The 26,224-nt window shown below is 60.7% G+C and carries 24 protein-coding genes; 11 read left to right on the top strand and 13 right to left on the bottom strand.

Annotated features, from left to right (window positions below; all coding sequences use genetic code 11):
* Window positions 1–2 precede the first annotated feature (2 nt).
* The 4 genes from HBO10_RS12885 (at window position 3) to HBO10_RS12900 (ending at window position 3,143) form a co-directional block, all read left to right on the top strand.
* Window positions 3–731: an adenosylcobinamide-GDP ribazoletransferase gene (locus HBO10_RS12885; RefSeq protein ID WP_034128335.1), complete on the top strand. Its 729-nt coding sequence runs from the start codon at window positions 3–5 to the stop codon at window positions 729–731.
* Window positions 732–773: 42 nt separating this feature from the next.
* Window positions 774–1,178 (top strand): MarR family winged helix-turn-helix transcriptional regulator, encoded by a 405-nt coding sequence (locus HBO10_RS12890; RefSeq protein ID WP_034128336.1) that lies wholly within the window; start codon window positions 774–776, stop codon window positions 1,176–1,178.
* Window positions 1,179–1,241: 63 nt separating this feature from the next.
* The gene (locus HBO10_RS12895; protein ID WP_161793222.1) at window positions 1,242–2,441 is read left to right on the top strand and encodes an MFS transporter; all 1,200 of its coding nucleotides are present in this window, start codon (window positions 1,242–1,244) and stop codon (window positions 2,439–2,441) included.
* A 150-nt stretch (window positions 2,442–2,591) separates the two neighbouring features.
* Window positions 2,592–3,143 carry a redoxin domain-containing protein gene (locus HBO10_RS12900; RefSeq protein ID WP_034128338.1) on the top strand — a complete coding sequence of 184 codons (552 nt, stop codon included), beginning with the start codon at window positions 2,592–2,594 and terminating at the stop codon, window positions 3,141–3,143.
* Between the two features lie 64 nt (window positions 3,144–3,207).
* On the opposite strand, the gene HBO10_RS12905 is transcribed toward HBO10_RS12900, so the two are convergent.
* The 4 genes from HBO10_RS12905 to HBO10_RS12920 form a co-directional block, all read right to left on the bottom strand.
* Window positions 3,208–4,485: an outer membrane protein transport protein gene (locus HBO10_RS12905; protein WP_003193026.1), complete on the bottom strand. Its 1,278-nt coding sequence runs from the start codon at window positions 4,483–4,485 to the stop codon at window positions 3,208–3,210.
* A gap of 145 nt (window positions 4,486–4,630) precedes the next feature.
* On the bottom strand, window positions 4,631–5,113 hold the full coding sequence (locus HBO10_RS12910; protein WP_034128339.1) for a hypothetical protein: 483 nt from the start codon (window positions 5,111–5,113) through the stop codon (window positions 4,631–4,633).
* A gap of 278 nt (window positions 5,114–5,391) precedes the next feature.
* On the bottom strand, window positions 5,392–5,616 hold the full coding sequence (locus HBO10_RS12915) for a hypothetical protein (RefSeq protein WP_034128340.1): 225 nt from the start codon (window positions 5,614–5,616) through the stop codon (window positions 5,392–5,394).
* A gap of 443 nt (window positions 5,617–6,059) precedes the next feature.
* Window positions 6,060–6,365, bottom strand: a complete 306-nt coding sequence (locus tag HBO10_RS12920; RefSeq protein WP_034128341.1) for a hypothetical protein — start codon at window positions 6,363–6,365, stop codon at window positions 6,060–6,062.
* 457 nt (window positions 6,366–6,822) lie between these two features.
* Here HBO10_RS12920 and HBO10_RS12925 point away from each other — a divergent pair, with 457 nt between their 5' ends.
* Window positions 6,823–7,146 (top strand): hypothetical protein, encoded by a 324-nt coding sequence (locus HBO10_RS12925; RefSeq protein WP_034128342.1) that lies wholly within the window; start codon window positions 6,823–6,825, stop codon window positions 7,144–7,146.
* 175 nt (window positions 7,147–7,321) lie between these two features.
* Complete coding sequence (rmuC, locus tag HBO10_RS12930) at window positions 7,322–8,686, top strand: DNA recombination protein RmuC (RefSeq protein ID WP_169918249.1); 1,365 nt, start codon at window positions 7,322–7,324, stop codon at window positions 8,684–8,686.
* 109 nt (window positions 8,687–8,795) lie between these two features.
* Here rmuC and HBO10_RS12935 read toward each other — a convergent pair whose 3' ends face one another.
* The 3 genes from HBO10_RS12935 to HBO10_RS12945 all read right to left on the bottom strand — a co-directional run bounded on the left by HBO10_RS12935 (window position 8,796) and on the right by HBO10_RS12945 (window position 13,377).
* A complete protein-coding gene (locus HBO10_RS12935) occupies window positions 8,796–12,266 on the bottom strand; it encodes a PAS domain-containing hybrid sensor histidine kinase/response regulator (protein ID WP_034128343.1) in 3,471 nt (1,156 codons plus the stop codon).
* A gap of 119 nt (window positions 12,267–12,385) precedes the next feature.
* The gene (locus HBO10_RS12940) at window positions 12,386–12,769 is read right to left on the bottom strand and encodes a YbaN family protein (protein WP_019818414.1); all 384 of its coding nucleotides are present in this window, start codon (window positions 12,767–12,769) and stop codon (window positions 12,386–12,388) included.
* 20 nt (window positions 12,770–12,789) lie between these two features.
* Window positions 12,790–13,377, bottom strand: coding sequence for a YecA family protein (locus tag HBO10_RS12945; protein ID WP_034128344.1), 588 nt, complete (start codon window positions 13,375–13,377; stop codon window positions 12,790–12,792).
* 276 nt (window positions 13,378–13,653) lie between these two features.
* Between HBO10_RS12945 and recQ the strand changes: the two genes are divergently transcribed.
* The gene (recQ, locus tag HBO10_RS12950) at window positions 13,654–15,783 is read left to right on the top strand and encodes a DNA helicase RecQ (protein ID WP_014719373.1); all 2,130 of its coding nucleotides are present in this window, start codon (window positions 13,654–13,656) and stop codon (window positions 15,781–15,783) included.
* A 121-nt stretch (window positions 15,784–15,904) separates the two neighbouring features.
* The gene (locus tag HBO10_RS12955; RefSeq protein ID WP_003193007.1) at window positions 15,905–16,339 is read left to right on the top strand and encodes a MarR family transcriptional regulator; all 435 of its coding nucleotides are present in this window, start codon (window positions 15,905–15,907) and stop codon (window positions 16,337–16,339) included.
* A gap of 130 nt (window positions 16,340–16,469) precedes the next feature.
* Here HBO10_RS12955 and HBO10_RS12960 read toward each other — a convergent pair whose 3' ends face one another.
* Entirely contained in the window at window positions 16,470–18,659 is a 2,190-nt protein-coding gene (locus HBO10_RS12960; protein WP_034126768.1) for a patatin-like phospholipase family protein, read from the bottom strand.
* 83 nt (window positions 18,660–18,742) lie between these two features.
* Here HBO10_RS12960 and HBO10_RS12965 point away from each other — a divergent pair, with 83 nt between their 5' ends.
* Window positions 18,743–19,030: a SelT/SelW/SelH family protein gene (locus HBO10_RS12965; protein ID WP_014719371.1), complete on the top strand. Its 288-nt coding sequence runs from the start codon at window positions 18,743–18,745 to the stop codon at window positions 19,028–19,030.
* A gap of 2 nt (window positions 19,031–19,032) precedes the next feature.
* Here the strand turns inward: HBO10_RS12965 and HBO10_RS12970 are convergent, their stop codons facing one another.
* The gene (locus tag HBO10_RS12970) at window positions 19,033–19,914 is read right to left on the bottom strand and encodes a DMT family transporter (protein WP_034126769.1); all 882 of its coding nucleotides are present in this window, start codon (window positions 19,912–19,914) and stop codon (window positions 19,033–19,035) included.
* A 100-nt stretch (window positions 19,915–20,014) separates the two neighbouring features.
* The gene (locus HBO10_RS12975; RefSeq protein ID WP_034126770.1) at window positions 20,015–20,764 is read right to left on the bottom strand and encodes an AraC family transcriptional regulator; all 750 of its coding nucleotides are present in this window, start codon (window positions 20,762–20,764) and stop codon (window positions 20,015–20,017) included.
* A 137-nt stretch (window positions 20,765–20,901) separates the two neighbouring features.
* Between HBO10_RS12975 and HBO10_RS12980 the strand changes: the two genes are divergently transcribed.
* Window positions 20,902–21,711 carry a UDP-2,3-diacylglucosamine diphosphatase gene (locus tag HBO10_RS12980; protein WP_169922002.1) on the top strand — a complete coding sequence of 270 codons (810 nt, stop codon included), beginning with the start codon at window positions 20,902–20,904 and terminating at the stop codon, window positions 21,709–21,711.
* 62 nt (window positions 21,712–21,773) lie between these two features.
* Here HBO10_RS12980 and HBO10_RS12985 read toward each other — a convergent pair whose 3' ends face one another.
* From HBO10_RS12985 to phhA, 3 genes are all read right to left on the bottom strand, one after another.
* Entirely contained in the window at window positions 21,774–22,967 is a 1,194-nt protein-coding gene (locus HBO10_RS12985; protein WP_034126772.1) for an amino acid aminotransferase, read from the bottom strand.
* Window positions 22,967–23,323, bottom strand: coding sequence for a 4a-hydroxytetrahydrobiopterin dehydratase (locus HBO10_RS12990; RefSeq protein WP_003192995.1), 357 nt, complete (start codon window positions 23,321–23,323; stop codon window positions 22,967–22,969). The genes HBO10_RS12985 and HBO10_RS12990 overlap by 1 nt, the downstream gene beginning before the upstream one ends.
* A gap of 98 nt (window positions 23,324–23,421) precedes the next feature.
* Complete coding sequence (gene phhA, locus HBO10_RS12995) at window positions 23,422–24,213, bottom strand: phenylalanine 4-monooxygenase (protein WP_003192992.1); 792 nt, start codon at window positions 24,211–24,213, stop codon at window positions 23,422–23,424.
* Window positions 24,214–24,468: 255 nt separating this feature from the next.
* Here phhA and HBO10_RS13000 point away from each other — a divergent pair, with 255 nt between their 5' ends.
* A complete protein-coding gene (locus HBO10_RS13000) occupies window positions 24,469–26,031 on the top strand; it encodes a sigma-54-dependent phenylalanine hydroxylase transcriptional regulator PhhR (RefSeq protein ID WP_034126773.1) in 1,563 nt (520 codons plus the stop codon).
* Window positions 26,032–26,224 lie beyond the last annotated feature (193 nt).

A 26,224-nucleotide genomic window follows, 5' to 3' on the forward strand; every position in this document is an offset into this window, starting at 1 on the left:
CGATGCTGCCGTTCTGGATCGCCCTGCAATTTCTCAGCAGTCTGCCCATTCGCTTGCCGGGCATGCCGCAACCTCAAGAACTGGGCCGTTCGTTGTTGTTTTATCCGCTGGTTGGGTTGCTGTTCGGCGTGCTGTTATGGGGCCTCAATCAGTTGTTGCAGGGCGCCCCGTTGCTGTTGCACGCCGCGTTGCTGCTCACAGCCTGGGTGTTGCTCAGCGGTGGCCTGCACCTGGACGGCCTGGCCGACAGCGCCGATGCCTGGCTGGGAGGTTTTGGCGACCGCGAGCGCACCCTCAGCATCATGAAAGACCCGCGCAGCGGCCCGATTGCGGTGGTCACCCTGGGGCTGGTGCTGCTGCTCAAGTTCAGCGCGTTGGTGGCGTTGATCGAACAACGCAATGGCGCCGCGTTGATCCTGGCGCCCTTGATCGGACGCGCTTCGATGCTGGCGCTGTTTCTCAGCACGCGCTATGTGCGGGCGGGCGGATTGGGCCAGGCACTGTCAGATCATCTGCCGCGAATTGTCGGCCAACAGGTGCTGATCCTCAGCGGGTTGGCCTGCATTCTGATCGGCGGTTTCAGCGGCGGTATCGCGGTGTTGCTGGCGGCACTGTGTTTCGTATGGCTGCGCCAGTTGATGGTCAAGCGTCTGGGCGGTACCACCGGCGACACTGCTGGCGCACTGCTGGAGCTGCTTGAAGTCGCGGTACTGGTCGGGCTGGCGCTGTAACGCTTTCTTGCAATTGATTAACTCCGGGTATATACACGCTCTATGCTTGCCTCCCAATGTTTATGCACCAACCTGCGACGCGCTGCCCGTGGCGTCAGCAGGCACTACGACGGCGCTCTCGACGGCTTCGGGATCAACGTTGCCCAGTATTCTCTGTTGTGCAACCTGCAGCGTCTCGACCAGCCGAGCATTTCCAGCCTGGCGGACGCCATGGGCCTGGATCGCAGCACCCTGGGGCGCAACCTGCGCGTCCTGGAAGGTGAGGGGCTGGTGCAGTTGGTCGAGGGTGACGATTTGCGCAACCGCCTGGTGGTGTTGACTGCCACAGGGCAAGAGCGGCTGACTGCCGCGTTACCGGCTTGGGAAGCGGCGCAACAGAAATTGATTGATAAGCTCGGCGCCGAAAAGCGCGAAATGTTGTTGGCCTTGCTGGATGAACTCGCCTGAATGGCGGTTTGTTCGACTACAAGCGGGTATATACCCGCGAACGGAGAATAAGAAATGACCTCGATGTGGCGCACCAGTGGTTGGGTCCTTTTAGGGAGTGCGCTGATCCTGGCGTTGTCCTTGGGCGTACGGCATGGCTTTGGCCTGTTCCTGGCGCCGATGAGCAGCGAATTCGGTTGGGGGCGTGAAACCTTTGCCTTTGCCATCGCTTTGCAGAATCTGATCTGGGGCTTGGCGCAGCCATTTACCGGGGCCTTGGCCGACCGTTTCGGCGCGACCAAGGCGGTGTTTGTCGGCGGGGTGTTGTACGCCGTCGGCCTGGTGCTCATGGGCATGTCCGACTCCGCGTGGTCACTGTCGTTGAGCGCAGGTTTGCTGATTGGCATTGGCCTGTCCGGCACCTCGTTCTCGGTGATTCTCGGCGTGGTTGGCCGCGCCGTTGCGCCAGAAAAACGCAGCATGGCCATGGGCATTGCCAGCGCCGCCGGCTCGTTCGGCCAGTTCGCCATGGTGCCCGGCACCCTCGGCTTGATTGGTTGGCTGGGCTGGTCGGCCGCCTTGCTGGCGCTGGGCTTGATGGTGGCGTTGATCCTGCCGCTGGTCGCCATGCTCAAGGACCGGCCGCTGGCGGTCGCGGTGGGCCAGCAAACCCTGGGTGAAGCGCTGAAAGAGGCTTGTTCTCACTCCGGCTTCTGGCTGCTGTCCTTCGGCTTTTTTGTGTGCGGTTTCCAAGTGGTGTTTATCGGTGTGCACTTGCCGGCGTACCTGGTCGACCAGCACCTGCCGGCCACGGTGGGCACCACGGTGCTGGCCTTGATTGGCCTGTTCAACGTATTTGGCACCTACACGGCGGGTTGGCTCGGTGGCCGCATGTCCAAGCCGCGTCTGCTCACCGGCTTGTATCTGTTGCGGGCGGTAGTGATTGTGTTGTTCCTGTGGGCGCCGGTCACCGAAGTCACGGCGTATCTGTTTGGCATGGCGATGGGATTCCTGTGGTTGTCCACGGTGCCACTGACCAATGGCACCGTCGCGACCCTGTTTGGGGTGCGCAACCTCTCGATGCTCGGCGGGATTGTGTTCCTGTTCCACCAGCTTGGCTCGTTCCTCGGTGGATGGCTGGGCGGGGTGGTCTATGATCGAACCGGCAGCTACGATTTGATCTGGCAGGTAGCAATTTTACTCAGCCTGCTCGCCGCCGCGCTGAATTGGCCGGTGCGTGAGCGGCCGGTGGCGCGTATTCAGGCGCAGATGGAGGCGGCATGAGCATGACAGCGCGTCTTATGCTGTTGGCTGTGGGGCTGGGGTTGTTGCTGCTGGCCTGGTGGGGTTGGCAACGGGGCGGCCTGGCGTTGATGCAACTGGGCATGGCGATCTGCTAAGTTGTGGGTCTGAACTGACTCAAGGACTTTTGACATGCAGATGCGCTGGCTCGCTGTACCCGTCCTGATGGCTATTGGCAGCGTGGCGATGGCCGCCAGTTGCCCACCGTTGCTGGAGGGCCAACTGCCCAAGCTGCGGGCCAAGGAATCCATCGACCTGTGCCAGCAATTCGCTGGCAAACCCTTGGTGATCGTCAACACGGCGAGCTTCTGCGGCTTTGCCCCGCAATTCAAGGGCCTGGAAGCGTTGTATCAGCGCTACAAGGGCGAAGGTCTGGAAGTGATCGGCGTGCCGTCCGATGACTTCAAACAGGAAGCCAAGACCGGGGAAGAAACCGCCAAGGTCTGCTACGTGAATTATGGCGTGACCTTCACCATGACCGAGCCGCAGAAGGTCAAGGGGCCGGATGCGGTGCACCTGTTCAAGGTGCTTGCACAGCAGGCCGACGCCGCGCCCAAGTGGAACTTCTACAAGTATGTAGTGGATCGCCAGGGCAATCTGGTTGCCAGTTTTTCTAGCCTGACCAAGCCGGACAGTCCGGAGCTGATCAAGGCGGTGGAACAGGCATTGGCTTCCAAACCCTGACCGTCAGCCAAACAAAAGCCCCGCCTCCTTCACAGGAGAGCGGGGCTTTTTTATACGACTGCGGTTAGAACTTGTAGGTCATGCCCAAGCCGAAACCGTTGGCGCTGTTTTCATACTTGGCGTTGTAGCTGGCCAATTGGTTGGAGCGCGAGATCTTGACGTCCTCTTCCTTCAGGTAGGAGTAGGCCAGGTCGATGGTCATGTTATCCATGACCTGGTAGCCCAGGCCCAGGCTGAAGATAGTACGGTCGCCGGTCGGGATGCGCGGTGAGCGATCCGTGTTGTTGGTAGGCGACTGGTCGAATGTCAGGCCGGTACGCAGTACCACTTGCTTGGTGAGCTGGTACGAAGTACCCACGGCGTAGGCCCAGGTGTCGTGCCAGTTCTGGTCTTCCTTGATTGTGCTGACCAAGCCTGGGGCAAGCGCGCCGCCAGTAGCGCCGCTGACGCCTTCGTTCTTGACGGTGATGTCTTTCAGGCGGCTCCAGCGTGTCCAGGTTGCACCGGCATAGAGTTTCCACGCGTCGGTCAGGTCTTGAGTGACGGACAGGTCGTAGGACTCAGGTGTGTCGATTTTCAGCGAGGCGTCATAGCGGTTGCTGCGCAGGAACGGCGAGGTCGCGGTCGGTGCGGTGACTTCGGTGTGGCCGTCCAGCTTGTAGCTGACCTTGGAGTGGTAGGTCAGGCCGACACGGGTGGTATCGGTGGCTTGGACCAGTACGCCGATGTTGAAGCCCAGCGCGGTGTCGTCACCCTTGATCTTGATATTGGTGTCTGGCGCGCGAGGGTTCAGCGTCAGGTCCGATTCCAGGGTGCCGGCGATGCGGTTGATGGTCGGGCCAAAACCCACGGAAACGCGGTCGTTGAAGGCGTAGCTGACGGTCGGTTGCAAGGTGATGACTTTCACTTCGCTCTTGCTGCCAAAGCCACGGCCCTGGAAGCCGCTTTCGTAGTCGGTCACCAGGCCGAACGGCGCATAGACGCCGAAGCCGACAGCCCACTGGTCGTTGAGCTTATTGGTGTAGAAACCGAAAGGCACGGCAGTGAAAGGCACCATATCGCCTTTGTTGCTGCCAGCGGAGCGGCCGCTGACATTGCTGATATCGGTGGAGGCATCAATGGCTGCAACGCCACCGGTGATCTGTTGGCCTTCCAGGCGTGCCATACCGGCAGGGTTACCGAACACAGTGCTCGCATCATCGGCAGAAGAAGAGCGACCTGCGAAACCGGTACCCATCCCGCTGACGCTCTGTTCGTTGAGGGCAAAGCCGCTGGCGAACAATTGGGAGGATGCCATGGCAACGGCGAGGCTAAGTGTGGTCTTGAGCATTACTTTTTTCATTATTAGAACTCCGTGTGATCACCGCTGCGGAAAGTATCAATAAATTTCACATCGCGCTATAGGCTGTAATGCAGGAGATAGAGCGGTTTTGTAGGACAATCCGACCAAAATTGCCGTTTTTTGCCGAATCTTGCAATTTGCCCGGTCAGCAAGCTGCCTGTTTCAGGGGGCTTACACAGGTTTGCCACGCTTGGGTGAAATCTCGCAGGCGGCCTTGTGGATGGAATATTTCTTTCCAGATACGCGCCATGGCCAGCACATCGCCGGGTGCGGGAAGGGCTGGGCGTTGTTGTTCCACCAGCAACCAGGCGATGGCCGTGGCGTAGCGCAGGTTCACGGTCAACTCCAACTGAGGCGCGCTGAGGAACGCATGTTGGCTGGCCAGCCCGCGCACCAGGCTGGCGCGTTCCGGGTCAAGGGCCAGGTAGTCATCCCAAAGGGCGCGGTGACGTGGTTCGGTGATGCTGTAGAGGCCATGGCCGCGCCGGTCATGCAGCGCCGAGCCCAGTTCTGACTGGCTGGCGGCAATGCCCAGCAGCAGGGATTCGGCTGTCGAGCTGTGACGGCCGAGGTACATCAGCGTCGGCCGGATCACATAGCGACACAATTCACTGGCGGCAATACCCATACGAGCCTCAGTCCTTACAAAGAGTGGACGAGCCTGAGAAGGGGGGCTTGGCAGCAATGAATCGGATCTCAGGCCCGTCGTAAGCGGATCATGCCGCTTGACTTGAAGTGTAGTGTCATATTCCTGATGTAAAGGACTGTTTTTAAAACATCTTCTGCAATCGGTTATAACGTTTATATCGATTTGTACTTAGCACCACGGACTCAAGGCCAAATTCCAGGCAATAAAAAACCCTGTTGTTCAAACAGGGTTTTTGAGGTTTCAGCGACGCGGGTCGATCAGGCGGTCAGTGCCTGACGGGTACGATCGATCACGGCCTGCAGCGGTTCTGCGCTGGAGTATTGATCGGGGTACAGGCGTTCGCTGTGACGAGCGATGCCGTGTTCGTTGACCAGGGTGAAGCTGAAGCAGCCTTTGCGAGCAGCCATGATCAGGCAGTTCATTGGGGCAAAAGCGTTGGTGAGGGCGCGAATGGCATCCTGAGTGTGGATTTGAGCGTTCATATTATTGGTGTTCCTACAAATGACACGGATAAGAACCGTGCAACGTTAAAACGTTCCAGTAACGCTGATCACCATTGATCAAACGAAGAACCCGACTGGAACAAAGCAGCCAGTTTGAAGCGCTATGGAATTAGGCGCGCTTGGGCTGGCAGGTAGGTACTTAGGAGGGCAGGCAACACAACAGGGGCAAAGGTTCTGGGCCCGGGGTGAAGATCCTGATCAATTTGCAGGTTGGTTCGGTCAGAGTATTGGAACTTCGCGACACCCTTTGCTTGTTCAAAGGCAGTGTCGTCGCAAGGAATACCTGGAAACCATCGAGGTGGCCGATCCCATGTGGTTCAGGGGACGTATTCGACCAGAATTGACTTTCAGCTTGGTACTAACGCCGCAGATAGTAACGGATTGAAACAGGGAAGGGAAGGCCGATTGCAAAAAAACTTCGATCAGCCGCCGAGCAACTCGCGATAGACCAGTACGGTCATGGACGCGGCCAGGGCGCACCCCAGCCCATAGGCGGCGAGCGTCAATCGCAAGGACTGGCCGGTCTCGATCATGTGGATCACTTCGCGCATGTCATTGATCTTTCCGTCACTGAGTTCGATGCACAGGACCACGGCGGTAAAGGCGGCTGACAGCAAGATAGCAATGGCGAACAGTGCGCCGTCCGGAGAGGGGAGCGCGGCATTGATTCCCAGGGAGGTCGCGCAGATGGCCAGTAGCAGCCCGGCGAATAACAGAATTCCTTTCATCGGCCCTACTGGTTTGCATTGTCGGTGGCGCAGTGTGGCGAGCCGAGGCGGATTTGAAAAGCCCTCGGGTTTGCCCGGTCAGTAACATGTTTAACCGGTGTTGAATCAAAAAACGCCGCCGATATAACCAGTCGATCGGGACTTGTGCACATTTGTGGCCAAGGGTGTAACCCTGCTGTCACTGGTGTGCAAGTGCGCCCATTTGCCTGTAATCAAAATTTAAGTCAATGAAAAATCTCGCTTTTTTTTATTGGTGAAAAAATCGTCAGTTTGACTGCGGCCCCCGTTCCATGGGGCTTTGCGCCTGTTCTAGGGGGGTTGTCCACTGAGTTATCCACAGCTTCTGTGGATTGTCCCGAGCGCTTGCTCTAGGACGGGCGTGCACGGTTTTTTCAGCTTTACCTGTACGAAAAAAAGAGTAGAGTGGCGCGCCTTCCGTTCTGCCCCACAGTGCTTTATGAAGTTTCGCTCAGTATCACCTTCTGTTACCGACACGCCCCAAACTGTTACCGCACCCAAGCGTTTTTCCTTGAAGGTCGCATTGTGGCTGCTCGACAGCCCGCGCCTGGGGCAGAGCACCAATATCAAGCATCTCGCCGGACGCTTGCTCAAGCAGCCCGCCCGCGAAGGCGTGGTGGCCGCTCAGAGCCGTCTTGGCCAACTGATGTGCCGCGAGTGCGGAAATGCCCGTGACCGGCGCATCGGCCACGATTTGTTGCGTTCGGCTGCCCGCGCCGGCGACCGTCGCGCCCAGCGCGAACTGGGGCAGGTCGAAGACTGAGCTGTCCTCCGGCCTTAGGCTTGGTTAACCTTGATCTTTTTCGGTGATGGCAGAAATGGCTATGGTGTTTGACTGGACCAGTATCGCCTTGGGTCTTGTGGGTGCAGCCGTGCCGCTACTGGCGCTGTGCTGGCAACTCCAGCGGCGCCTGACCGCACGCACCACCGGTTGGGAACTGCTGGAAGAACGCCTGGCAACCGCGCAACTGGCCCAGGAAGGGCTCGCCGCGCAACTGGACGCCAGTCGCGATGAGATCAGTGACCTCAGCCAGGCCAATGCCGCCAAACAAGCCGACCTGGCGGCGCTGCGCCGTGAAGTCGAGTTGTTGCAGATCGACCGCGATAACGCCCGCGATGCCGCGCACGCCTGGAACCTCGACCGCAGCGCCAAGGAAACCGAACTGCGTCGCCTTGACGCCTTGGCCGCTGCCCTGAGCGCCGAATTGCGCGAGCAGCAAGAGAGTCATCAGCAACGCCTCACCGACCTGCAAGGCTCACGGGACGAGCTGCGTGCGCAATTTGCCGAGCTGGCCGGCAAGATCTTCGACGAGCGTGAGCAACGCTTCGCCGAAACCAGTCAGGAGCGGCTGGGCCAACTTCTCGACCCGCTCAAGGAACGTATCCAGTCCTTCGAGAAGCGTGTCGAAGAAAGCTATCAGAACGAAGCCCGTGAGCGCTTTTCCCTCGCCAAAGAGCTTGAGCGCCTGCAGCAATTGAACCTGCGTCTGTCGGACGAAGCCACCAACCTGACTCGCGCCCTCAAGGGCCAGAAAACCCAGGGCAACTGGGGCGAGTTGATTCTTGAACGGGTGCTGGAGCACGCGGGCCTGGAGAAGGGCCGTGAGTACCAGACCCAGGTCAGCCTCAAAGGCCCGGATGGCGAGCGTTTCCAGCCCGACGTGCTGATCATGTTGCCGGGCGACAAGCAGGTGGTGGTCGACTCCAAGGTCAGCTTGACCGCCTATCAACAGTACGTTGCGGCGGATGACGAGGTGATTGGCCAGGCCGCCTTGAAGCAACACGTGCTGTCCCTGCGCAATCATGTCAAAGGCTTGGCCGGCAAGGACTACAAGCGCCTGGAGGGTTTGCACAGCCTGGATTTCGTCCTGCTGTTCGTACCGATCGAGGCTGCCTTTTCTGCGGCATTGCAGGCCGAGCCCAACCTGTTCCAGGAAGCCTTCGACCGCCATATTGTAATCGTCAGCCCCACGACCTTGCTCGCCACCCTGCGCGTGATCGACAGCCTTTGGAAGCAGGAGCGCCAGAGCCAGAACGCACGGGAAATTGCCGAGCGTGCCGGTTGGCTGTATGACAAGTTCGTGCTGTTTATCCAGGACCTGGACGAAGTGGGCAACCGGCTACAACAGTTGGACAAGGCCTACAGCGCGGCGCGCAACAAGCTGACGGATGGGCGTGGGAACCTGGTCAGCCGTACCGAGCAACTCAGGTTGCTCGGTGCCCGCGCCAGCAAGAGCTTGCCGGCGGATCTGCTGGAGCGGGCGATGACCGATTCGGATGGCGTGGCGCATCTCCCGGAATAAATACGGGGCTAAATTGTAGGAGCGAGCTTGCTCGCGAAAAACTCATAGGCGCCGCGTTTATTCAGGAAACACGCGTTATCATTGACGTTTTTCGCGAGCAAGCTCGCTCCTACAGGGGCAAATGTCTGCTCAATAGCGCCCGCAGCGCCGCCGGCTTCACCGGCTTGGCCAAGTAATCCAACCCCGCCCCATGCACCTCGGCCACCATCTCCGGTCGCCCATCGGCACTGATCACTACGCCGGGAATCGGCTCGGCCAGTTGCGCACGCAGCCAGCCCATCAACTCGGTACCGGTTTCGCCGTGGTCCAGGTGGTAATCCACCAACGCCAGTTGCGGGCGGATACCCTCGGCCAGCAATGCCGCGCATTCGGCCTGGTTGGCGGCCGTCCAGACTTCACAGCCCCAGCGCGTGAGCAGGCTGCGCATGCCGATCAGGATGCTGTCTTCGTTATCCACACACAGCACGCGTGCGCCACTCAGGGGCAGGCCGGTTTCTGCGGGCGCCTTGGGTTGCACGCTGGTCTGGTTACGGGCCAGCGGCACGCACACGCTGAAGACGCTGCCTTTGCCCGGCCAGGAGCGCACGCTCAGGCGATGGCCCAGCACGCGGCACAGGCCGTCGGCAATCGCCAGGCCCAGCCCCAGGCCCTTTTCGGCACGGGTCTGGTGACTGTCCAGGCGCTTGAACTCTTCGAAGATCACCTTTTGTTTATCGGGCGCAATACCAGGCCCGCGATCCCAGACCTCCAGGCAGAGTTCGCCCTTGCGACGACGTACGCCCAGCAGCACCGGGCCGTCGGCATAACGGAAGGCATTGGTCAGAAAATTCTGCAAAATCCGCCGCAGCAGCTTGACGTCGCTGTCCACTCGCAAACGGCTGCCGCGCCAGCGGAAGCGCAAGTGTTGCTCCTGGGCCAGCGCCTTGAATTCTGCTCCCAGGGTGTCGAACAGCTCGTTGAGAACAAAGGGCTGGCGTTGTGGGTTGATCTTGCCGTTTTCCAGGCGCGAAATGTCCAGCAAATCGCTGATCAGGTCTTCGGCCGAGCGCAGTGAGCTATCCAGATGCTGCACCAACTGCCGTGCCTCGCCGGACAGGCCATCGGTCTGGTGGGAAAGGGCGGCGGAAAACAGCCGCGCAGCGTTCAGCGGTTGCATCAGGTCATGGCTCACGGCCGCCAGGAACCGCGTCTTCGACTGGCTGGCGGATTCGGCCACGCCCTTGGCGTCGGTGAGGGCCACGTTCAGTTGCGACAGTTCATGGGTGCGCTCGGTCACGCGCTGCTCCAGGCCCTCATTGGCCTCGGTCAGCGCTTGTTCGGCTTCGCGGAACGCGGTGATGTCGGTGAAGCTCATGACAAACCCGCCGCCGGGCATCGGGTTGCCGATCAACTCGATCACCCGGCCGTTGGGGAACAGGCGCTCGGAGGTGTGCGCACGCCCCTGGCGCATCCAGTGCAGGCGACGCGCCACGTGCACCTGCGCTTCACCGGGGCCACACAGGCCGCGCTCGGCGTTGTATCGAATGATGTCTGCAATGGGCCGGCCGACGCTGATCAAGCCGTCCGGGTAGTTGAACAGTTCCAGGTAGCGCCGGTTCCAGGCCACCAGCTTGAGCGACTGGTCCACCACGCTGATGCCCTGGGTGATGTTCTCAATGGCACCTTGCAACAGAGCGCGGTTGAACTGCAGCACTTCCGAGGCTTCGTCGGCGATACGGACCACGTCCTCCAGTTGCATTTCCCGCCCTTCAATCGCCGCTTTCACCACCGCCCGCGTCGATGAGGCTCCGAGTACGCCGGCCAGCAAGCGTTCGGTGTGGGCGATCCAATCGTTATCAGCATTCTGGTTGGGGTTGAAGCCTTTGCCCTGGCGATAGGCGAAGCGAATAAAACTCTGCTGGGCCCGTTCTTCCCCGACGAAGCGTGCCGCCAGGCTGAGCAGGTCGCTGATCTGCACCGACAGCATGGAGCGCGCACTCGCACGCTGGCTGATTTCCTGGCCGATAAAACGGCCTGCCTGCCAGTGCTCGGAAACCCGTGTGCGCGACAGCATCGACACCCACACGAAGAGGGTGAAGTTACCTGCCAGGGAGAACACGGTGCCCAGGGTCAGCGAGGTGACCGACAGCCCGAACGGGTGGGAGTGCATCCATGTCAGGCCGGGGAAAAGGTTGAGCGACCAGCCCAGACTTTTCGCCGTCACTGGCAAGACCAGCGTGTAGAACCACAGGAAAGTACCGGCGGCCAAGCCGGCAAACACCCCACGCCGGTTGGCCTGCTTCCAATAGAGGGCGCCGAGCATCGCCGGGGCCAGTTGGGTCACAGCGGCAAAGGCGATCTGGCCGATGGTCGCCAGGCTGGCGGTGGAGCCCAGCAAGCGGTAGCTCACGTACGCCAGCAGCAGGATGATCACAATGCTCACCCGGCGAACCGACAGCATCCAGTGACGGAAGACTTCGAATGGCCGCTCGGCGCTGGATCGGCGCAACAGCCAGGGCAGCAGCATGTCGTTGGAGACCATGGTCGACAAGGCGATGCTCGCTACGATGACCATGCCAGTGGCCGCCGATGCACCGCCAATGAATGCCAGCACGGCGAGGGCAGGATGGGCCTCGGCCATTGGCAGGCTGATCACATAGGAGTCCGGCAGCACCGAGCTGGGCAACAGCATCTTGCCGCCCAGGGCGATGGGCACCACAAACAGTGCCGCGAGGATCAAATAAGCCGGGAACACCCACTTGGCCAGGCGCAAATCCTGGGGGTCAATGTTCTCCACCACCGTCACATGGAATTGTCGCGGTAGGCAGATGATCGCCATCATGGCGACGCCGGTCTGTACCACCATCGAAGGCCAGTTGATGGTCTCTTTCCAATATTCCTCAAGGCGCGGGGCGAGCATAGCCTGGCTGAACAGATCGCCGAAACCGTCGTACAAGCCGTAGGTGACAAACGCACCGACGGCGAGAAAAGCGAACAGCTTGACCAGCGACTCAAAGGCAATCGCCAGCACCATGCCGCGGTGGTGTTCGGTGGCGTCGAGGTTGCGTGTACCGAACACGATGGTAAACAGCGCCAATACCAGCGACACAATCAAGGCCGTGTCCTGGGCGCGGGTGCCGGTGGTGTCGGGGCCGGCGCCGATCAGCAGGTTCACGCCCAACACGATGCCTTTGAGCTGCAGCGCGATATAGGGCAGCACGCCGACCAGGCAGATCAATGCCACCACCACCGCCAGGGACTGGGATTTGCCGTAGCGGGCGGCGATAAAGTCGGCGATTGAGGTGATGTTTTCCTGCTTGCTGATCAGGATCATCTTTTGCAGCACCCAGGGTGCCAGCACCAGCAACAGCACAGGTCCCAGGTAGATCGGCAAGAATGCCCACAGTTGTTCCGCCGCTTGGCCTACGGCGCCGAAGAAGGTCCAACTGGTGCAGTACACCGCCAGCGACAGGCTATACACCCAGGCACGCACGCGCGGCGGCAGCGGCGCATGGCGGCGGTCACCGTAAAAGGCGATGGCAAACATAGTGGCCATATAGGCCAGGGCAACGGCGGCGATCAGCCCGCTGGACAGCGTCATGGTAACTCCGAGCATAAGAACACCCGGGCATTCCAGGCCCGGTTGGACAGTCTCGCATGATGCCTGGTGTTAGTCAGTGTCGACCAAGGTCGTGTGGGATCGAATGTCGCAGGCGGCGCTCAGCGTGGCGGCAGGGTTTTCTGGCGCAGGATGTAGATCGTCACCAGCACCGCACTGGTCAGCATGAAGCCCCGTGCCCATGGCAGTGGCACCAGGTAGCAGGAAATCGAGATGCTCAGCCACATCAAGCCGATGGCGTAGACCTTGCCTTTGAGCGGGATGCCATTGCCGTCGAGGTAATCGCGCACCCAGGGCCCCAGGCGCGGGTGTTCCACCAGCCAGTGGTAGAAGCGCGGGGAGCTGCGAGCGAAGCAGGCGGCGGCGAGTAGCAGGAAGGGTGTGGTCGGCAGTACCGGCAGGAAAATACCGATGACTCCCAGCGCTACGCTTAGCCAGCCGATGGCCAGCAGCGCATAGCGCAGGAGCAGTGGACGGTTGCCCATGGGTTCCACGGGCAAGCGACTCAGTGGTGACGTGGCTTGAGGATCGCCGGTTTTTCGTCAGGCGCGTTGCACAGCAGGTACAGCGCGGTCAGGGCTTCCGGGATCTGCACGATCATGTCGTCCATCAGGTTGGCGTCGGCGGCGATGTCGGAGAACTCTGCTTCCTCTTCGAACAGGCCCGAACCGACCATGATCGGCAGCAGCATTTCGCTGACTTCTTCTTCGGCGGTTTCGAACCAGGCGGCTTCGCGCAGAAATACGCCTTCCATGAAACCGATGCACCAGCCGCGCAGGTCGGAGTCATCCGGATCGTCGCCCAGGTCCAGCTCGCACGGCAACTCGAACTCTTCGTCGGAGGCCAGTTGGCGCGCGATGTGGGCCTTGAGGGCGATCAGGGTGGATTCGATTTCTTCGCGATGGGCGGCGTCGCTGTAATGAGGCTCTTCAGCGAACAGCGCGTCGATCCATTCACGGTCCGGGACGGGGTCGGAGCAGATCGACAGGGCGGTCAGGTAGCCGTGGGCGGCCACGTAGTCCAGCGCCTCGTCATGCAGCTCATCGGCGTCGAGGAAGGCTTGCAGGCGGGTTAGTTGCTCAGCGAAGGACATTGAAGGGCTACCTTGGGAATAAACGATGCTGAATTCTAGGCTTTCTTGAGCGCCCAGGCCAGCCGCACGGCATATTTGCCCGGTTTTAGCCTGGTGCGTCTATTCGTCAGTCGCGCCCTTTGGTGGATAACGCTCGGGTATACTGCCGCGTTTTGTGATGCCCCTGCAGGCCCAGCGCCAATCCGGGAAAACTTCGCTTACGGATTATTTTTCGTGAGCGCGGATATTTTCGGCCAGCCTGTATTGAGGGATTTCGGCACCATTTTGGAGTTTTACATGCTCGAGCAGGCTCAACGCGTCCTCAAGGACATCTTCGGCTACGACAGTTTTCGTGGCCGCCAGGGTGCGATCATTGAGCGCGTGGCCAGTGGCGGCGATGCCCTGGTGCTGATGCCTACCGGTGGCGGCAAGTCGCTGTGCTTCCAGGTGCCGGCGCTGTTGCGCAATGGCCTGGCCGTGGTGGTGTCGCCGCTGATCGCGTTGATGGACGACCAGGTCGCCACCCTTGAAGAACTCGGTGTCGCCGCCGCGTCGTTGAACTCCACCCTCAGCGCCGAGCAGCAGCGCGACCTGGCTGCACGCATCAAGCGTGGCGAGGTTAAAATGCTTTACCTGGCGCCGGAGCGCCTGGTGCAGCCACGCATGCTGGCCTTTTTGCAGAGCCTTGAGATCGCTCTGTTCGCCATCGACGAAGCCCACTGTGTGTCGCAATGGGGCCACGATTTCCGCCGCGAATACCTGCAGCTTGGCCAATTGGCAGAACTGTTTCCCGATGTGCCGCGTATCGCCCTGACCGCCACCGCCGACAAGCGCACCCGCGAAGAGATCGTCGAGCGCCTGCATTTGCAGAACGCCGAGCGCTTCCTGTCGAGTTTTGACCGGCCCAATATTTTCTACCGCATCGTGCCCAAGGAGCAGCCGCGCAAGCAGTTGCTGGCGTTCCTGTCCGAGCGGCGTAGTGACGCGGGCATTGTGTATTGCCTGTCGCGCAAGAAAGTCGACGAGGTCGCGGCGTTCCTCTGTGAACAAGGCTACCCGGCGCTGCCTTACCATGCCGGGCTGCCCAATGAAACGCGATCAGCGCACCAGAAACGCTTCCTGAACGAGGAAGGCCTGATCATGGTGGCGACCATTGCCTTTGGCATGGGCATCGACAAATCCAACGTGCGTTTCGTGGCGCACATGGATCTGCCCAAGTCCCTTGAGGCCTATTACCAGGAAACCGGGCGTGCCGGCCGCGATGGCCTGCCGGCGGATGCCTGGATGGTCTACGGCCTGCAAGACGTGGTGATGCTCAAGCAGATGCTGCAGAACTCCGAGGGCGACGAGCGCCACAAGCGCCTGGAGCAGCACAAGCTCGATGCCATGCTTTCGTTGTGCGAAGAGACCCGCTGCCGCCGCCAGACCCTGCTGGCGTATTTTGACGAAGACATGCCTGAGCCCTGCGGCCACTGCGATAACTGCATCGACGGCGTGCAAACCTGGGACGCCACCGAACCGGCGCGCCAGGCGTTGTCGACGATCTATCGCACCGGCCAGCGTTATGGCGTGGGCCATCTGGTGGATGTTCTGCTGGGCAAGGACAACGAAAAAATCCGCAGCTTCGGCCACGAAAAACTCTCGGTGTACGGTGTCGGTAAGGCTCGCGCCGAAGGTGAGTGGCGTTCGCTGTTTCGCCAGATGGTTGCCCGTGGGCTTGTCGACATCGATATCGAAGGCTACGGCGGGCTGCGGCTGAATGACAGTTGCCGGCCGTTGCTCAAGGGCGAAGTGAGCCTGGAACTGCGCCGTGACCTCAAGCCGCAGACCACCGCCAAAAGCAGCAGCACCAGCCAGGCCAGCCAACTGGTGCGGGGTGAAGAGCGCGAACAATGGGAAGCCTTGCGCACCCTGCGGCGCAAACTGGCGCAGGAGCACAGCGTGCCACCCTACGTTATCTTCCCCGACTCCACCCTGCTGGAGATGCTCCGCGAGCAGCCCACCACCATGGCCGAGATGGCCCGGGTCAGCGGTGTGGGCGCGCGTAAACTGGAGCGCTACGGCCAGGCCTTCCTGGAAGTGCTCGGCGGCCAGGCCGAAGCGCCGAAGGAAATCGCCGATATTCGCCACGAACTGATCAGCCTGGCCCGTGCCGGCATGACCCCGATCCAGATCGCAGGCCAACTGCAATGCTCGGAAAAAAACGTGTACACCTTGCTTGCCGAAGCCATCGGCAAGCAGCAATTGTCCCTGGAGCAGGCCCTTGATTTGCCTGAGGATTTGCTCGGTGAAATCCAGGACGCCTTTCTCGATGGAGAAGGCGAATTGCCAGCTGTCACCGAAATTGCGCCGTTGTTTACCGGGCGTGTTCCGGAAGGCGTTTTGTACTGCGTGCGTGCCGCTTTGCAGTCTGAATTCGAAATTTAGTGTGCCAATTACGACAATGTAACGAATCAGTACATAGCGGGCCTTGCCTATGGGCAGGGCTCATGCTTAGCTGACTAATAATTAGCCATACTTTATTTTCAGTCTTAAACACGAGTTTTTTATGCCGTTAACCGATCAACACCGTTTTGGCATGCAGTTGGCGCAAATGTCGCGAGGTTGGCGCGCCGAACTGGACCGCCGCCTGGCGGGGCTGGGCTTGTCCCAGGCGCGCTGGTTGGTGCTGCTGCACCTGGCCCGTTTTGTCGAAGCACCCACCCAGCGTGAATTGGCCCAAAGTGTCGGCGTGGAAGGGCCCACCCTGGCTCGTCTGCTCGACAGCCTCGAGGGCCAGGGCCTGGTGCAACGCCAGGCCGTAGTAGAAGACCGTCGTGCCAAACGTATCCTGCTGTGCGACACCGCCCAACCGTTGATCGACCAGATCGAAACCATTGCCACGGCGTTGCGCCATGAATTGTTCGTGGGCGTGAATGAAGAAGACCTGCGGGTGTGCATGCGGGTGCATGAGCACATCCTGGCGAACCTGGAAAAGTCCTGATCTGCAAAATGTAGGAGCGAGCTTGCTCGCGAAAAACGCCAACGATAACGCGGGCTTCCTGAATAAACGCGGCGTCTGTGGGTTTTTCGCGAGCAAGCTCGCTCCTACAAAAGTCCTTGGCAATCCTTTCCTAGAACGTCTGGCCCAGGTTCAAGTACACCGCCTTCTGATTATCATCATTGAACCCATAGCTGAAATTCAGCGGCCCCAGTGGTGTATCAAACCCCAGGAAAATACTCGCGGCGTTGATATAGCCGCTGTCGAACTCGTTATCGTTGTTCCACGCCCGGCCCCGTTCCAGGGATGCACCCAGGTACAACGGGAAGTCCAGCGGCAGGTAAGAGCGTGGGGTGAGCCTGCGGAAGTACACCGCGCGCATGAGGCTGATGTTCTGCCCCGAAATCGCATCCTGGCGGAAGCCCGACAATTGCCGTGCGCCCCCCAGCAGGAAGCTGGAAATCACCACATCCGAATTATCCAGTGTGCGACCGTAACGACCGCCCAGTATCAAGGTGTCCGGCCCGTGGCTCATGGCCTTGTCCAGCTTGAATTCCCACTGGCGATAGCGCTGGTCGGAGCCCAAACCGGGTTCGAACTCGCGAAAGGCCAGGCCGATGTCTTCGCCGCTGTGGGGGAAGTACACGTTGTCCAGGGAGTCGAAGGAATATTTGAGTTCATAGAAGCCTTCGCTGAAGCTCACGCTCGGCAGGTCGCGGTCGCCAATGCGCACGTCCGCCTTGCCCCAGGCTTCGCCCACGCCAAAGCGGATCTCGCCGCTGTTGCCGATCTGCCGGCCCACATTCAAACCAAAGCCATAGCGTTCCAGGCGGTATTCGGAGATGGGGTCGTTGTCCAGGATCAGCTCGACATTCTGTGCCTCGGCCCTGATATAGGGGGCCACAAAGTAGCGTGAGCCGGTGTCCATGGGCTGGTAGAACTCGCTGTAGAGCTCCTGCCGGTCACCAATCTGCACCCGTGTGAGCCATTCCGCGCCGAGGCGGTTGATGCCGTTCACACGGTAACTGGCGCCGAGGTTGAAGGCGCTATCACCGCGCATGTCATCCGAGAGGTTCAAGCCCAGTCGCAGGTAGTCGGTGCCGCTGCGCTTGCCGCGTGCGCTGATCACTAGGGTGTTGTCCTGGCCCTTTTTCACTACGCGGTATTGCACCTGCTCGAAGTAATCCAGGCCGTACAGGGTGCCCATGTCCGATTGCAGGCGGCCCAGATTCAAAGGTTCTCCCAGGCCCTGGCGAATGTAGTAGCGGATGACGTCATCGCTGACCTTGGAGTCGTTCTCCACCTGGATCGCGGTGATCACCGGGGTGCGTTCGCCCGGCGTGCGCGCGGCTACCAGGTCGGCGTCGATGGGTTCGGCAGGGCGCAGGTGTGCCAGGCGTACGTCGAGGGCACGGGTGGCGCGGTAGCCAGCGTCGATCATGTCCTTGGCGCGGCCAAAGTCGGTGACGCCATACGCGGCCAGCGGTGGTTGGATCAACACATCCTTGGGGTTCAGGGCCTTGAGCTGCTCTTCGGAGTTGCGCCGGGTCATCAGGGTGATGGACTGGTTGAGCACATCCACCACGGTTGCCAATTGCTTGCGCGAGCGTAGCGGGGTGCCGATGTCGACCACGATGGCGATATCGACGCCCATCTCCCGCGCCACATCCAACGGAATGTTGTCGGTCATGCCGCCATCTACCAGCAGGCGGCCATCCAGCTCCACCGGGGCGAACACCGCGGGGATCGACATGCTGGCGCGTATCACCTGGGGCAGGTGGCCTTTGCTGAACACCACTTTTTCGCCGGTGGTGATGTCGGTGGCCACGGCGCGGAATGGGATCGGCAGCTTGTCGAAATTACGTGTGTTGCTGCTGTGGGCGAACATGCTTTCCAACAGCAGTGCCAGGTTCTGGCCCTGGATCACGCCCAGCGGCAGGCCGAGGCTGCCATCGTCGCGGAAACTGAGTTTTTGTTTGACCAGGAAATCCCGGTCATCCTGTTTGCGCCGAAACGGTACGTCTTCACGTGGTGGCGCGTCGGACAGGGCCTGCTGCCAGTCGATACCCAGCGCCAACTTCTCCAGCTCGTCGATCTTGTAGCCTGACGCGTACAACCCGCCAATCACCGCGCCCATGCTGGTGCCGGCAATCGCATCGATATGAATACCTTGCTCTTCAAGCGCCTTGAGCACACCGATATGCGCCAGGCCACGGGCAGCCCCGCCGGACAGCACCAGGCCGATTTTCGGGCGGGGGGCTTCTACCGCGTCGGCAAGTAGGGGGACAAGGCACAGGAACAGGCAAGACAGCAGGCGGCGCATCATCAATCTCGTGGCTGGGCGACAAAGGCCGCTATTATAGCCACCCGATCCGCTGAGCCTGTTACGCCAGGAGCCGCTTAATGATGTCTGCATGCAAACCCGAGATCGTTATCACCTATTGCACCCAGTGCCAGTGGTTGCTGCGCGCCGCGTGGCTGGCCCAGGAGCTACTCAGCACCTTTGCCGATGACTTGGGGCGCGTGGCACTGGAACCGGCCACCGGCGGGGCCTTTCGCATTACCTGCGATGGCGTGCAGATTTGGGAGCGCAAGGCCGATGGCGGTTTTCCCGAGGCCAAGGTGCTCAAGCAGCGAGTGCGCGACCAGATCGACCCGCAGCGCGACCTCGGGCATAACGACCGTACCGTCTGAAGTCAGGCCGGCGCCGGTTGCTTGGCCTGGCTGGCGCTGCCCATCAGGCCGGAGAGCACGATGGCGACGATGATCAAGGCGCCGCCCAGCAGCATGCGCAGGGTCGGGGTTTCGGCAAACAGCAGCCAGGCCACGGTGATGCCGTAGACGGGCTCCATGGCAAACACCACCGAAGCGGTGCGCGCCTTGATTACGGCGAGGCTGGCGACAAACAGGCTATGGGCCAGGCCGGTACAAAACACCCCCAGCAGCCCGATCCACAGCCAATCTATCCCTCGCACATCCGCCAACCCCGGCGCGGCCACGGGCAGCAGGAGCGCGGCGACCACGACGTTCTGGCACAGCGCGGCCTGTACCGCAGGAATGCGCCCGGAACTGGCGCGATTATTCAGCGACAACAACGAGAACAACAGGCCCGAGACGATGCCCCATAGCAGGCCGCCCGTGGCTTCGCTGGCGAGGTTGAAATCCGGGGTCACAAGCACCAGGCCAACGGTGACCAGCACCACCAGCAGCACTTCATTGGCCCGAATACGCTCGCGGAAAATCAGCCCCTCAAGGATCACCGTAAAGGCCGGAAAGGCGGTGAACCCCAAGGTCGCCACGGCCACGCCGGCGACTTTGACGGCGATAAAGAACGTCACCCAATGGGCAGCCAACAACACGCCGCTGACCAGCAGCCGGCGCCAGTCACGCATCTCCAGTTTTTTCCAGGGAGCGTTGCTGGCAAAGCGCGCAAAGACCGCCAGTGCCAGCACGGCAAACGCCGCCCGACCAAATACGATGATGGCGGGGGAGGCCGCGGCCAGCTTGCCGAATACACCGGTAAGGCCAAACATCAATGCGCCGATATGCAGGGCGCCGAGGGCTGAGCGGGGAGTCATTGCGATCCTTGATTCAACAGGGGGTGACAGCCTCGCAGTCTAGAGGGTTGGCGGGTGGGCGTCTGTCGCGGGTGGGGTGATTTTTAGCGCAAGACTCTTGCTAGCCCGCTCGACGCAATGCACCGGGCGAGGCGCCAAACGCCCGAAGCATGGCCGCGCAAAATGCACTTTGCGAGGCGTAGCCGACGCGCTCGGCAATCTCGCCGATGGGTAGGGAGGTTTCGCGTAAAAGCCTGAGCGCCAAGTGCAAGCGGCGACTGCGTAGATAGTCCATCGGCGTTTGCCCGCACTCCGCCATGAACCGCGCATGCAGGCGCGGCACGGACAAATCGGCAATCCGCGCCAGGTCGGCCACCTGGAGCGGACGCGCCGCATGGCGCTCGATATGGCTATTGAACGCGGCATAAGGCAGACGCCGGCCAGGCAGCGGTTGAGCTTGAGGGTGGTTGAGGCTGGCCAGTAACAACACAGCGCCTTGCTGGACGATCAGTGGGTCGTGCACCGGGCTCTGTGCCAGCCACTGCACCAACTGGTGTTGCCGGGCATCCAACACGAGGCGCGCGGGTTGGTCGAGCAAGCGGCGGCTGGCATCGGCATGTTCGCCCAAGGATTGCACCACCCAGTGCTCGGTCGGCACATCCAGCACCAGGCAGCGGCTGCCATCGCGGCTGATGCAGGCGTGGTGGGCGGAGAAGGGCAGCACCATCACGCTGCTTTCGCGTACCTGGCTGCCACGGCCATCGACCTCCAGGTCCAGGTGCCCGGAAAGGCCGAACACCAACTGCGCATGGTCATGGCTGTGGGCAATGGGCGCTTCGAGGTAGTGGCGTAGCGTGAGGGTCGGGCTCATCGCGGTCTCCAGGGCGGCAAGCCGTCAGTCTACAACGCTTGGCGGGCCGCGGGCGCTGTCATCAGACTGACGCACGCTTGTCATGGGCTATTAATCGCCAAGGCGCAAGCTCGCCAAAACAGCGTCGAGGGATGCCCATGACCCGTGCCGAGTTCACCAAGCCCAGCCGCAAGCAACGGGGGCGAACCCTGTGGATTTCCGACGTGCACCTGGGCACTCGGGATTGCCAGGCCGAGCATCTGTCGCACTTTCTCAAGGGCTACCACGCCGACAAGGTCTACCTGGTCGGTGACATCATCGACGGTTGGAAACTGCGCGGCGGCATGTATTGGCCTCAAGCCCACACCAACGTGATCCGCCGCTTGCTGACCATGGCCAAGCGTGGCACCGAGGTGATCTATGTCACCGGCAACCATGACGAGTTCCTGCGTCGCTATTCCAAGCTGATCCTGGGCAATATCCAATTGGTCGATGAGGCTGTGCACGTCACCGCCGATGGCCGCCATTTGCTGGTGATTCATGGCGACCAGTTTGATGTGATCACGCGCTATCACCGCTGGCTCGCTTTCCTCGGCGACTCGGCCTACGAATTCACCCTGACGCTGAACCGCTGGCTGAACCACTGGCGTGCGCGGTATGGCTACGGTTATTGGTCGCTGTCGGCGTACCTGAAGCACAAGGTCAAGACGGCAGTGAGTTTTATCAGCGATTTCGAAGAGGCGATTGCCCACGAGGTGACCAAGCGGGAATTGCACGGGGTGGTGTGCGGGCATATTCACCATGCCGAGATTCGCAAGGTGGGCGAGGTGGATTACCTCAACTGCGGGGACTGGGTGGAGTCGTGCACGGCCTTGATCGAGCACTGGGATGGGCATATCGAGTTGTATCGGTTGGCGGATGCGCAGGCCAAAGAAGCAATGCTAAAGGCCGAAATGGTCGCTGGTTGAAGCCCGGTGTGCTTATAAATGTGGGAGCTGGCTTGCCCGCTCCCACAGTTAATCCTGTTGCTTCAGTTGGAGACGTCAGCAATGGCTTGAGCCAGCAATGTCAAGCGCGTCGCATCAACCCCAGCCACGTTAGCCCGCCCCGAACTGACCATATACACACTGTGCTTCTCGCGTAGTTGCTTGACCTGCTCGGCACTCAAGCCGGTATAGGAAAACATCCCACGTTGCGCGCCGATATGCGCAAAGCGCTCGGCCAGCCCATGGGGCACAAGCGCTTCCACCAACCCGGAACGCAAATGGGCGATCCGCGAACGCATGGCCTCGACTTCCTCGCTCCACTGCTTTTTCAGCTGTGCATCACCGAGGATGGTCGCCACCACGGCGGCACCGTGATCCGGCGGTGTCGACCACAGGTTGCGCGCGATATTCGCCAGTTGGCTGCGTACATCGGTGAGCTTTTCGGCATCCGCCGCACAGACGATCAATGCACCCACGCGGTCGCGATACAGGCCGAAGTTCTTCGAGCAGGAGCTGGTGATCAGCACTTCCGGTAGCTCGGCGGCAAACAGGCGCACCGCCCAGGCGTCCTGCTCCAGGCCATCGCCAAAGCCCTGGTAGGCAAAGTCGATCAGTGGCAGCAACTGGCGTTCCCGCACGATCTGCAACACCTGGCGCCAGTCATCCTGGGACAGGTCAAAGCCGGTCGGGTTATGGCAGCACGCGTGCAGCAATACCACGTCGCCCTTGGGCACGCTGGACAGGGTTGCCAGCATCGCCGTCACATCCAGGCGGTTGTCGCTGCCCACGTAAGGGTAATGGCTGACCTTGAGCCCGGCCTTGGCAAAAATGGTTTCGTGGATCGGCCAGGTCGGGTTGCTCAGCCACACGCCACGGCCCGGCAGGCTGTGGGCGATAAAGTCGGCACTCAAGCGCAGGGCGCCGGTGCCGCCTGGGGTTTGTGTGGCGCCAGCGCGGCGGTCACGCAGCAAGGCCGAGTCGGCGCCTAGCACCAGTTGGCTGATCAGGCTGCCGAAGGCTGCATCGCCATGGCCACCGATATAGGTCTTGGTGACTTGCGTGTCGACCAGGCGCTGTTCCGCCAGTTTCACCGAGTGAGGAATCGGCGTCAGGCCTTGGTCGTCCTTATAGACCCCTACGCCCAGGTCGAACTTGTTCGGGTTGGCATCCTGGGTATACAGGTCCATCAGCCCTAGGATCGGGTCGCCGGGCACGCGGTCGATGGCATCGAAATGCATTACTTGCGGCCCTCGGCGGTCTTGGCCACTTCGTCGGTGCGCGCGGCCATGATGAAGTCGTTGCGGTGCAGGCCCTTGATGGAGTGGCTCCACCAGGTCACGGTGACTTTGCCCCACTCGGTGAGCAGGCCTGGGTGATGGCCTTCGGCTTCGGAGATTTCACCCATGGCGTTGGTGAAGGCCAGGGCGAATTTGAAGTTCTTGAACAGGAAAACCTTTTCCAGCTGCATCACGCCGTCGCGCACTTCGATGTTCCAGTCAGGGATCTGCTTGATCAGCACCGGCAGTTCTTCATCGCTGACTTGCGGGGCATCGGCGCGGCAGGCTTCGCAGTGGGCTTGGTTCAAGGTGGTCATGGAAGGTGTCCTGAATTCGAATGATTGAAGGTCAGTGGCGTTACCCTAAAGCAACGCGGGGCCAGGGAACAGACTCACCTGGCCTTAAAACGCAAGGTTCACGCGGCTTTGGGCTTGGGTGGGAATTTCGGTGCGTGCAGACCCAACTGCATACCGCGCTCCACCATACCCATGATGTCCTCCTGCGCCACGTCGAACAGGCGCTTGAGCTCGGGCAATACGAAGTACAAAGGTTGCAGGATGTCGATGCGATAGGGGGTGCGCATCGCTTCCAGCGGATCAAAGGCCTGGTGCTCGGGCTCGTCCGACAGGCAATACACACTTTCTTTAGGCGACGACAGAATGCCGCCACCGTAGATACGCCGGCCCTGGGGCGTGTCCACCAGGCCGAACTCGATAGTCATCCAGTACAGGCGCGCCAGGTACACCCGTTGCTCCTTGGTGGCCGCCAGGCCGAGCTTGCCGTAGGTGTGGGTGAATTCAGCGAACCAGGGGTTGGTCAGCAGCGGGCAGTGGCCAAAGATCTCGTGAAAAATATCCGGCTCTTGCAGGTAGTCCAATTCTTCACGGGTGCGAATAAAAGTCGCCACCGGAAACTGCTTGCTGGCCAGTAATTCAAAAAAGGTCTGGAAGGGGATCAGCGCCGGCACGCGGGCGACTTGCCAGCCGGTGGTGTCGGCCAGCACCTTGTTGATTTCGCCCAACTGGGGAATGCGGTCCAGAGGCAGGCCGAGCTTATCGATACCGTCCAGGTATTCCTGGCAGGCGCGGCCCTCGATCACTTTCAATTGGCGAGTGATCAGGGTGTTCCACACCGCATGTTCTTCTGGCGGGTAGTGGATAAAACCTTGCGCATCGGGCTCGCGGGCCACGTAGTGCGTCTGCTTCATACGGCTCTCCTGCTAGGCATTCGTTCTTGTTATGTCCTGGGATGCTCCTATTGATAACCGGATAGGCGCCGGTTTCCATCAGCCTTAACGGACTAGCGTAGGAAAAATTACCGATTATCGTAAAGTATTCGTTACGGTAGGCCGCTCGTCGCAGCCATGGGCTGGGAAAAGTCACCGCGCTGTCACATAATCTTGACGACTATCTGCGCCCAGCGACAAAAAGCCGCGGCGCCTACTCCCTTTTCGAGTCTTTCCATGCGTATCAAAGTGCACTGCCAAAACCGCATCGGCATCCTGCGGGACATCCTCAACCTGCTGGTGGAGTACGGCGTCAACGTCGCCAAGGGCGAAGTCGGCGGCGAGCACGGCAATGCCATCTACCTGTTCTGCCCCAACCTGGTGAACATGCAATTCCAGGCGTTGCGCCCGCAGTTCGAGGCGATTGCCGGGGTGTTCGGGGTCAAGCGGGTAGGGCTGATGCCCAGCGAGCGGCGGCATATGGAGCTCAATGCGTTGCTCGGCGCCCTGGAATTCCCGGTGCTGTCCATTGATATGGGCGGCTCCATCGTGGCCGCCAACCGTGCGGCGGCGCAGTTGCTTGGCGTACGGGTAGATGAAGTGCCGGGGATTCCCCTGTCGCGTTATGCCGAGGATTTTGACCTGCCGGAACTGGTGCGCGCCAGCAAGTCACGAATCAATGGCCTGCGGGTCAAGGTCAAGGGTGACGTATTTCTGGCGGACATCGCGCCCCTGCAATCCTCCGAGCACGATGACAGTGAAGCCATGGCCGGCGCCGTGCTCACCCTGCACCGTGCCGACCGGGTCGGTGAGCGTATCTATAACGTGCGCAAGCAAGAGCTGCGCGGTTTCGACAGCATCTTCCAGAGCTCCAAGGTCATGGCCGCAGTGGTGCGTGAAGCGCGACGCATGGCGCCGCTGGATGCGCCACTATTAATAGAAGGCGAAACCGGCACCGGCAAGGAGCTGTTGGCCCGGGCCTGCCACTTGGCCAGCCCGCGGGGGCAGTCGCCGTTGATGGCGCTCAACTGCGCGGGGTTGCCCGAGTCGATGGCCGAGACTGAACTGTTTGGCTATGGCCCCGGCGCATTTGAAGGGGCGCGGGCCGAAGGCAAGTTGGGCCTGCTTGAGCTGACGGCGGGCGGTACCTTGTTTCTCGATGGCGTGGGAGAAATGAGCGCGCGCTTGCAGGTCAAGCTGCTGCGCTTTCTGCAGGACGGTTGTTTTCGCCGGGTGGGCAGTGATGAAGAGGTGTACCTGGACGTGCGGGTGATCTGCGCGACCCAGGTAGATTTGTCGGAACTCTGCGCCCGGGGTGAGTTTCGTCAGGACCTTTATCACCGGCTGAATGTGCTGTCGTTGCATATCCCTCCGTTGCGCGAATGCCTGGATGGCCTTGCGCCGTTGGTCGAGCACTTTCTCGACCAGGCCAGCCGGCAGATCGGTTGCCCTCTGCCCAAGTTGGCCCCCGCCGCTATGGACAAACTCAGCCACTACCACTGGCCGGGCAACGTGCGGCAGCTGGAAAACGTGCTGTTCCAGGCGGTGTCGTTGTGTGAGGGCGGTACGGTCAAGGTTGAGCATATTCGCTTGCCCGATTACGGCGTGCGTCAGCCGCTGGGTGATTTTTCCCTGGATGGCAGCCTGGAGGATATCGTCGGGCGCTTTGAAAAGGCGGTGTTGGAAAGCCTGTACGCCGAACACCCGAGCAGTCGCCAGTTGGGCAAGCGCCTGGGGGTGTCGCACACCACCATTGCCAACAAACTGCGTGATTACGAAGTGCTCAAGGCCGATAAATAGTTCGCTGATTCAACGCGGCCAAAAATGTGGGAGCGGGCTTGCTCGCGAATGCGGTAGGTCATTCAACATATCAGTGACTGAGCCACCGCATTCGCGAGCAAGCCCGCTCCCACATTTGATCTTTGTCGTTTTCCAGGCCGGTGTTTGCCGCAGGCGGCAGTAGTCCGCCGTTTTTTCGACTGTTTCTCCCTTC

The sequence above is a fragment of the Pseudomonas sp. WS 5503 genome (assembly GCF_012985385.1).
Classification (GTDB): Bacteria; Pseudomonadota; Gammaproteobacteria; order Pseudomonadales; family Pseudomonadaceae; genus Aquipseudomonas; species Aquipseudomonas paracarnis.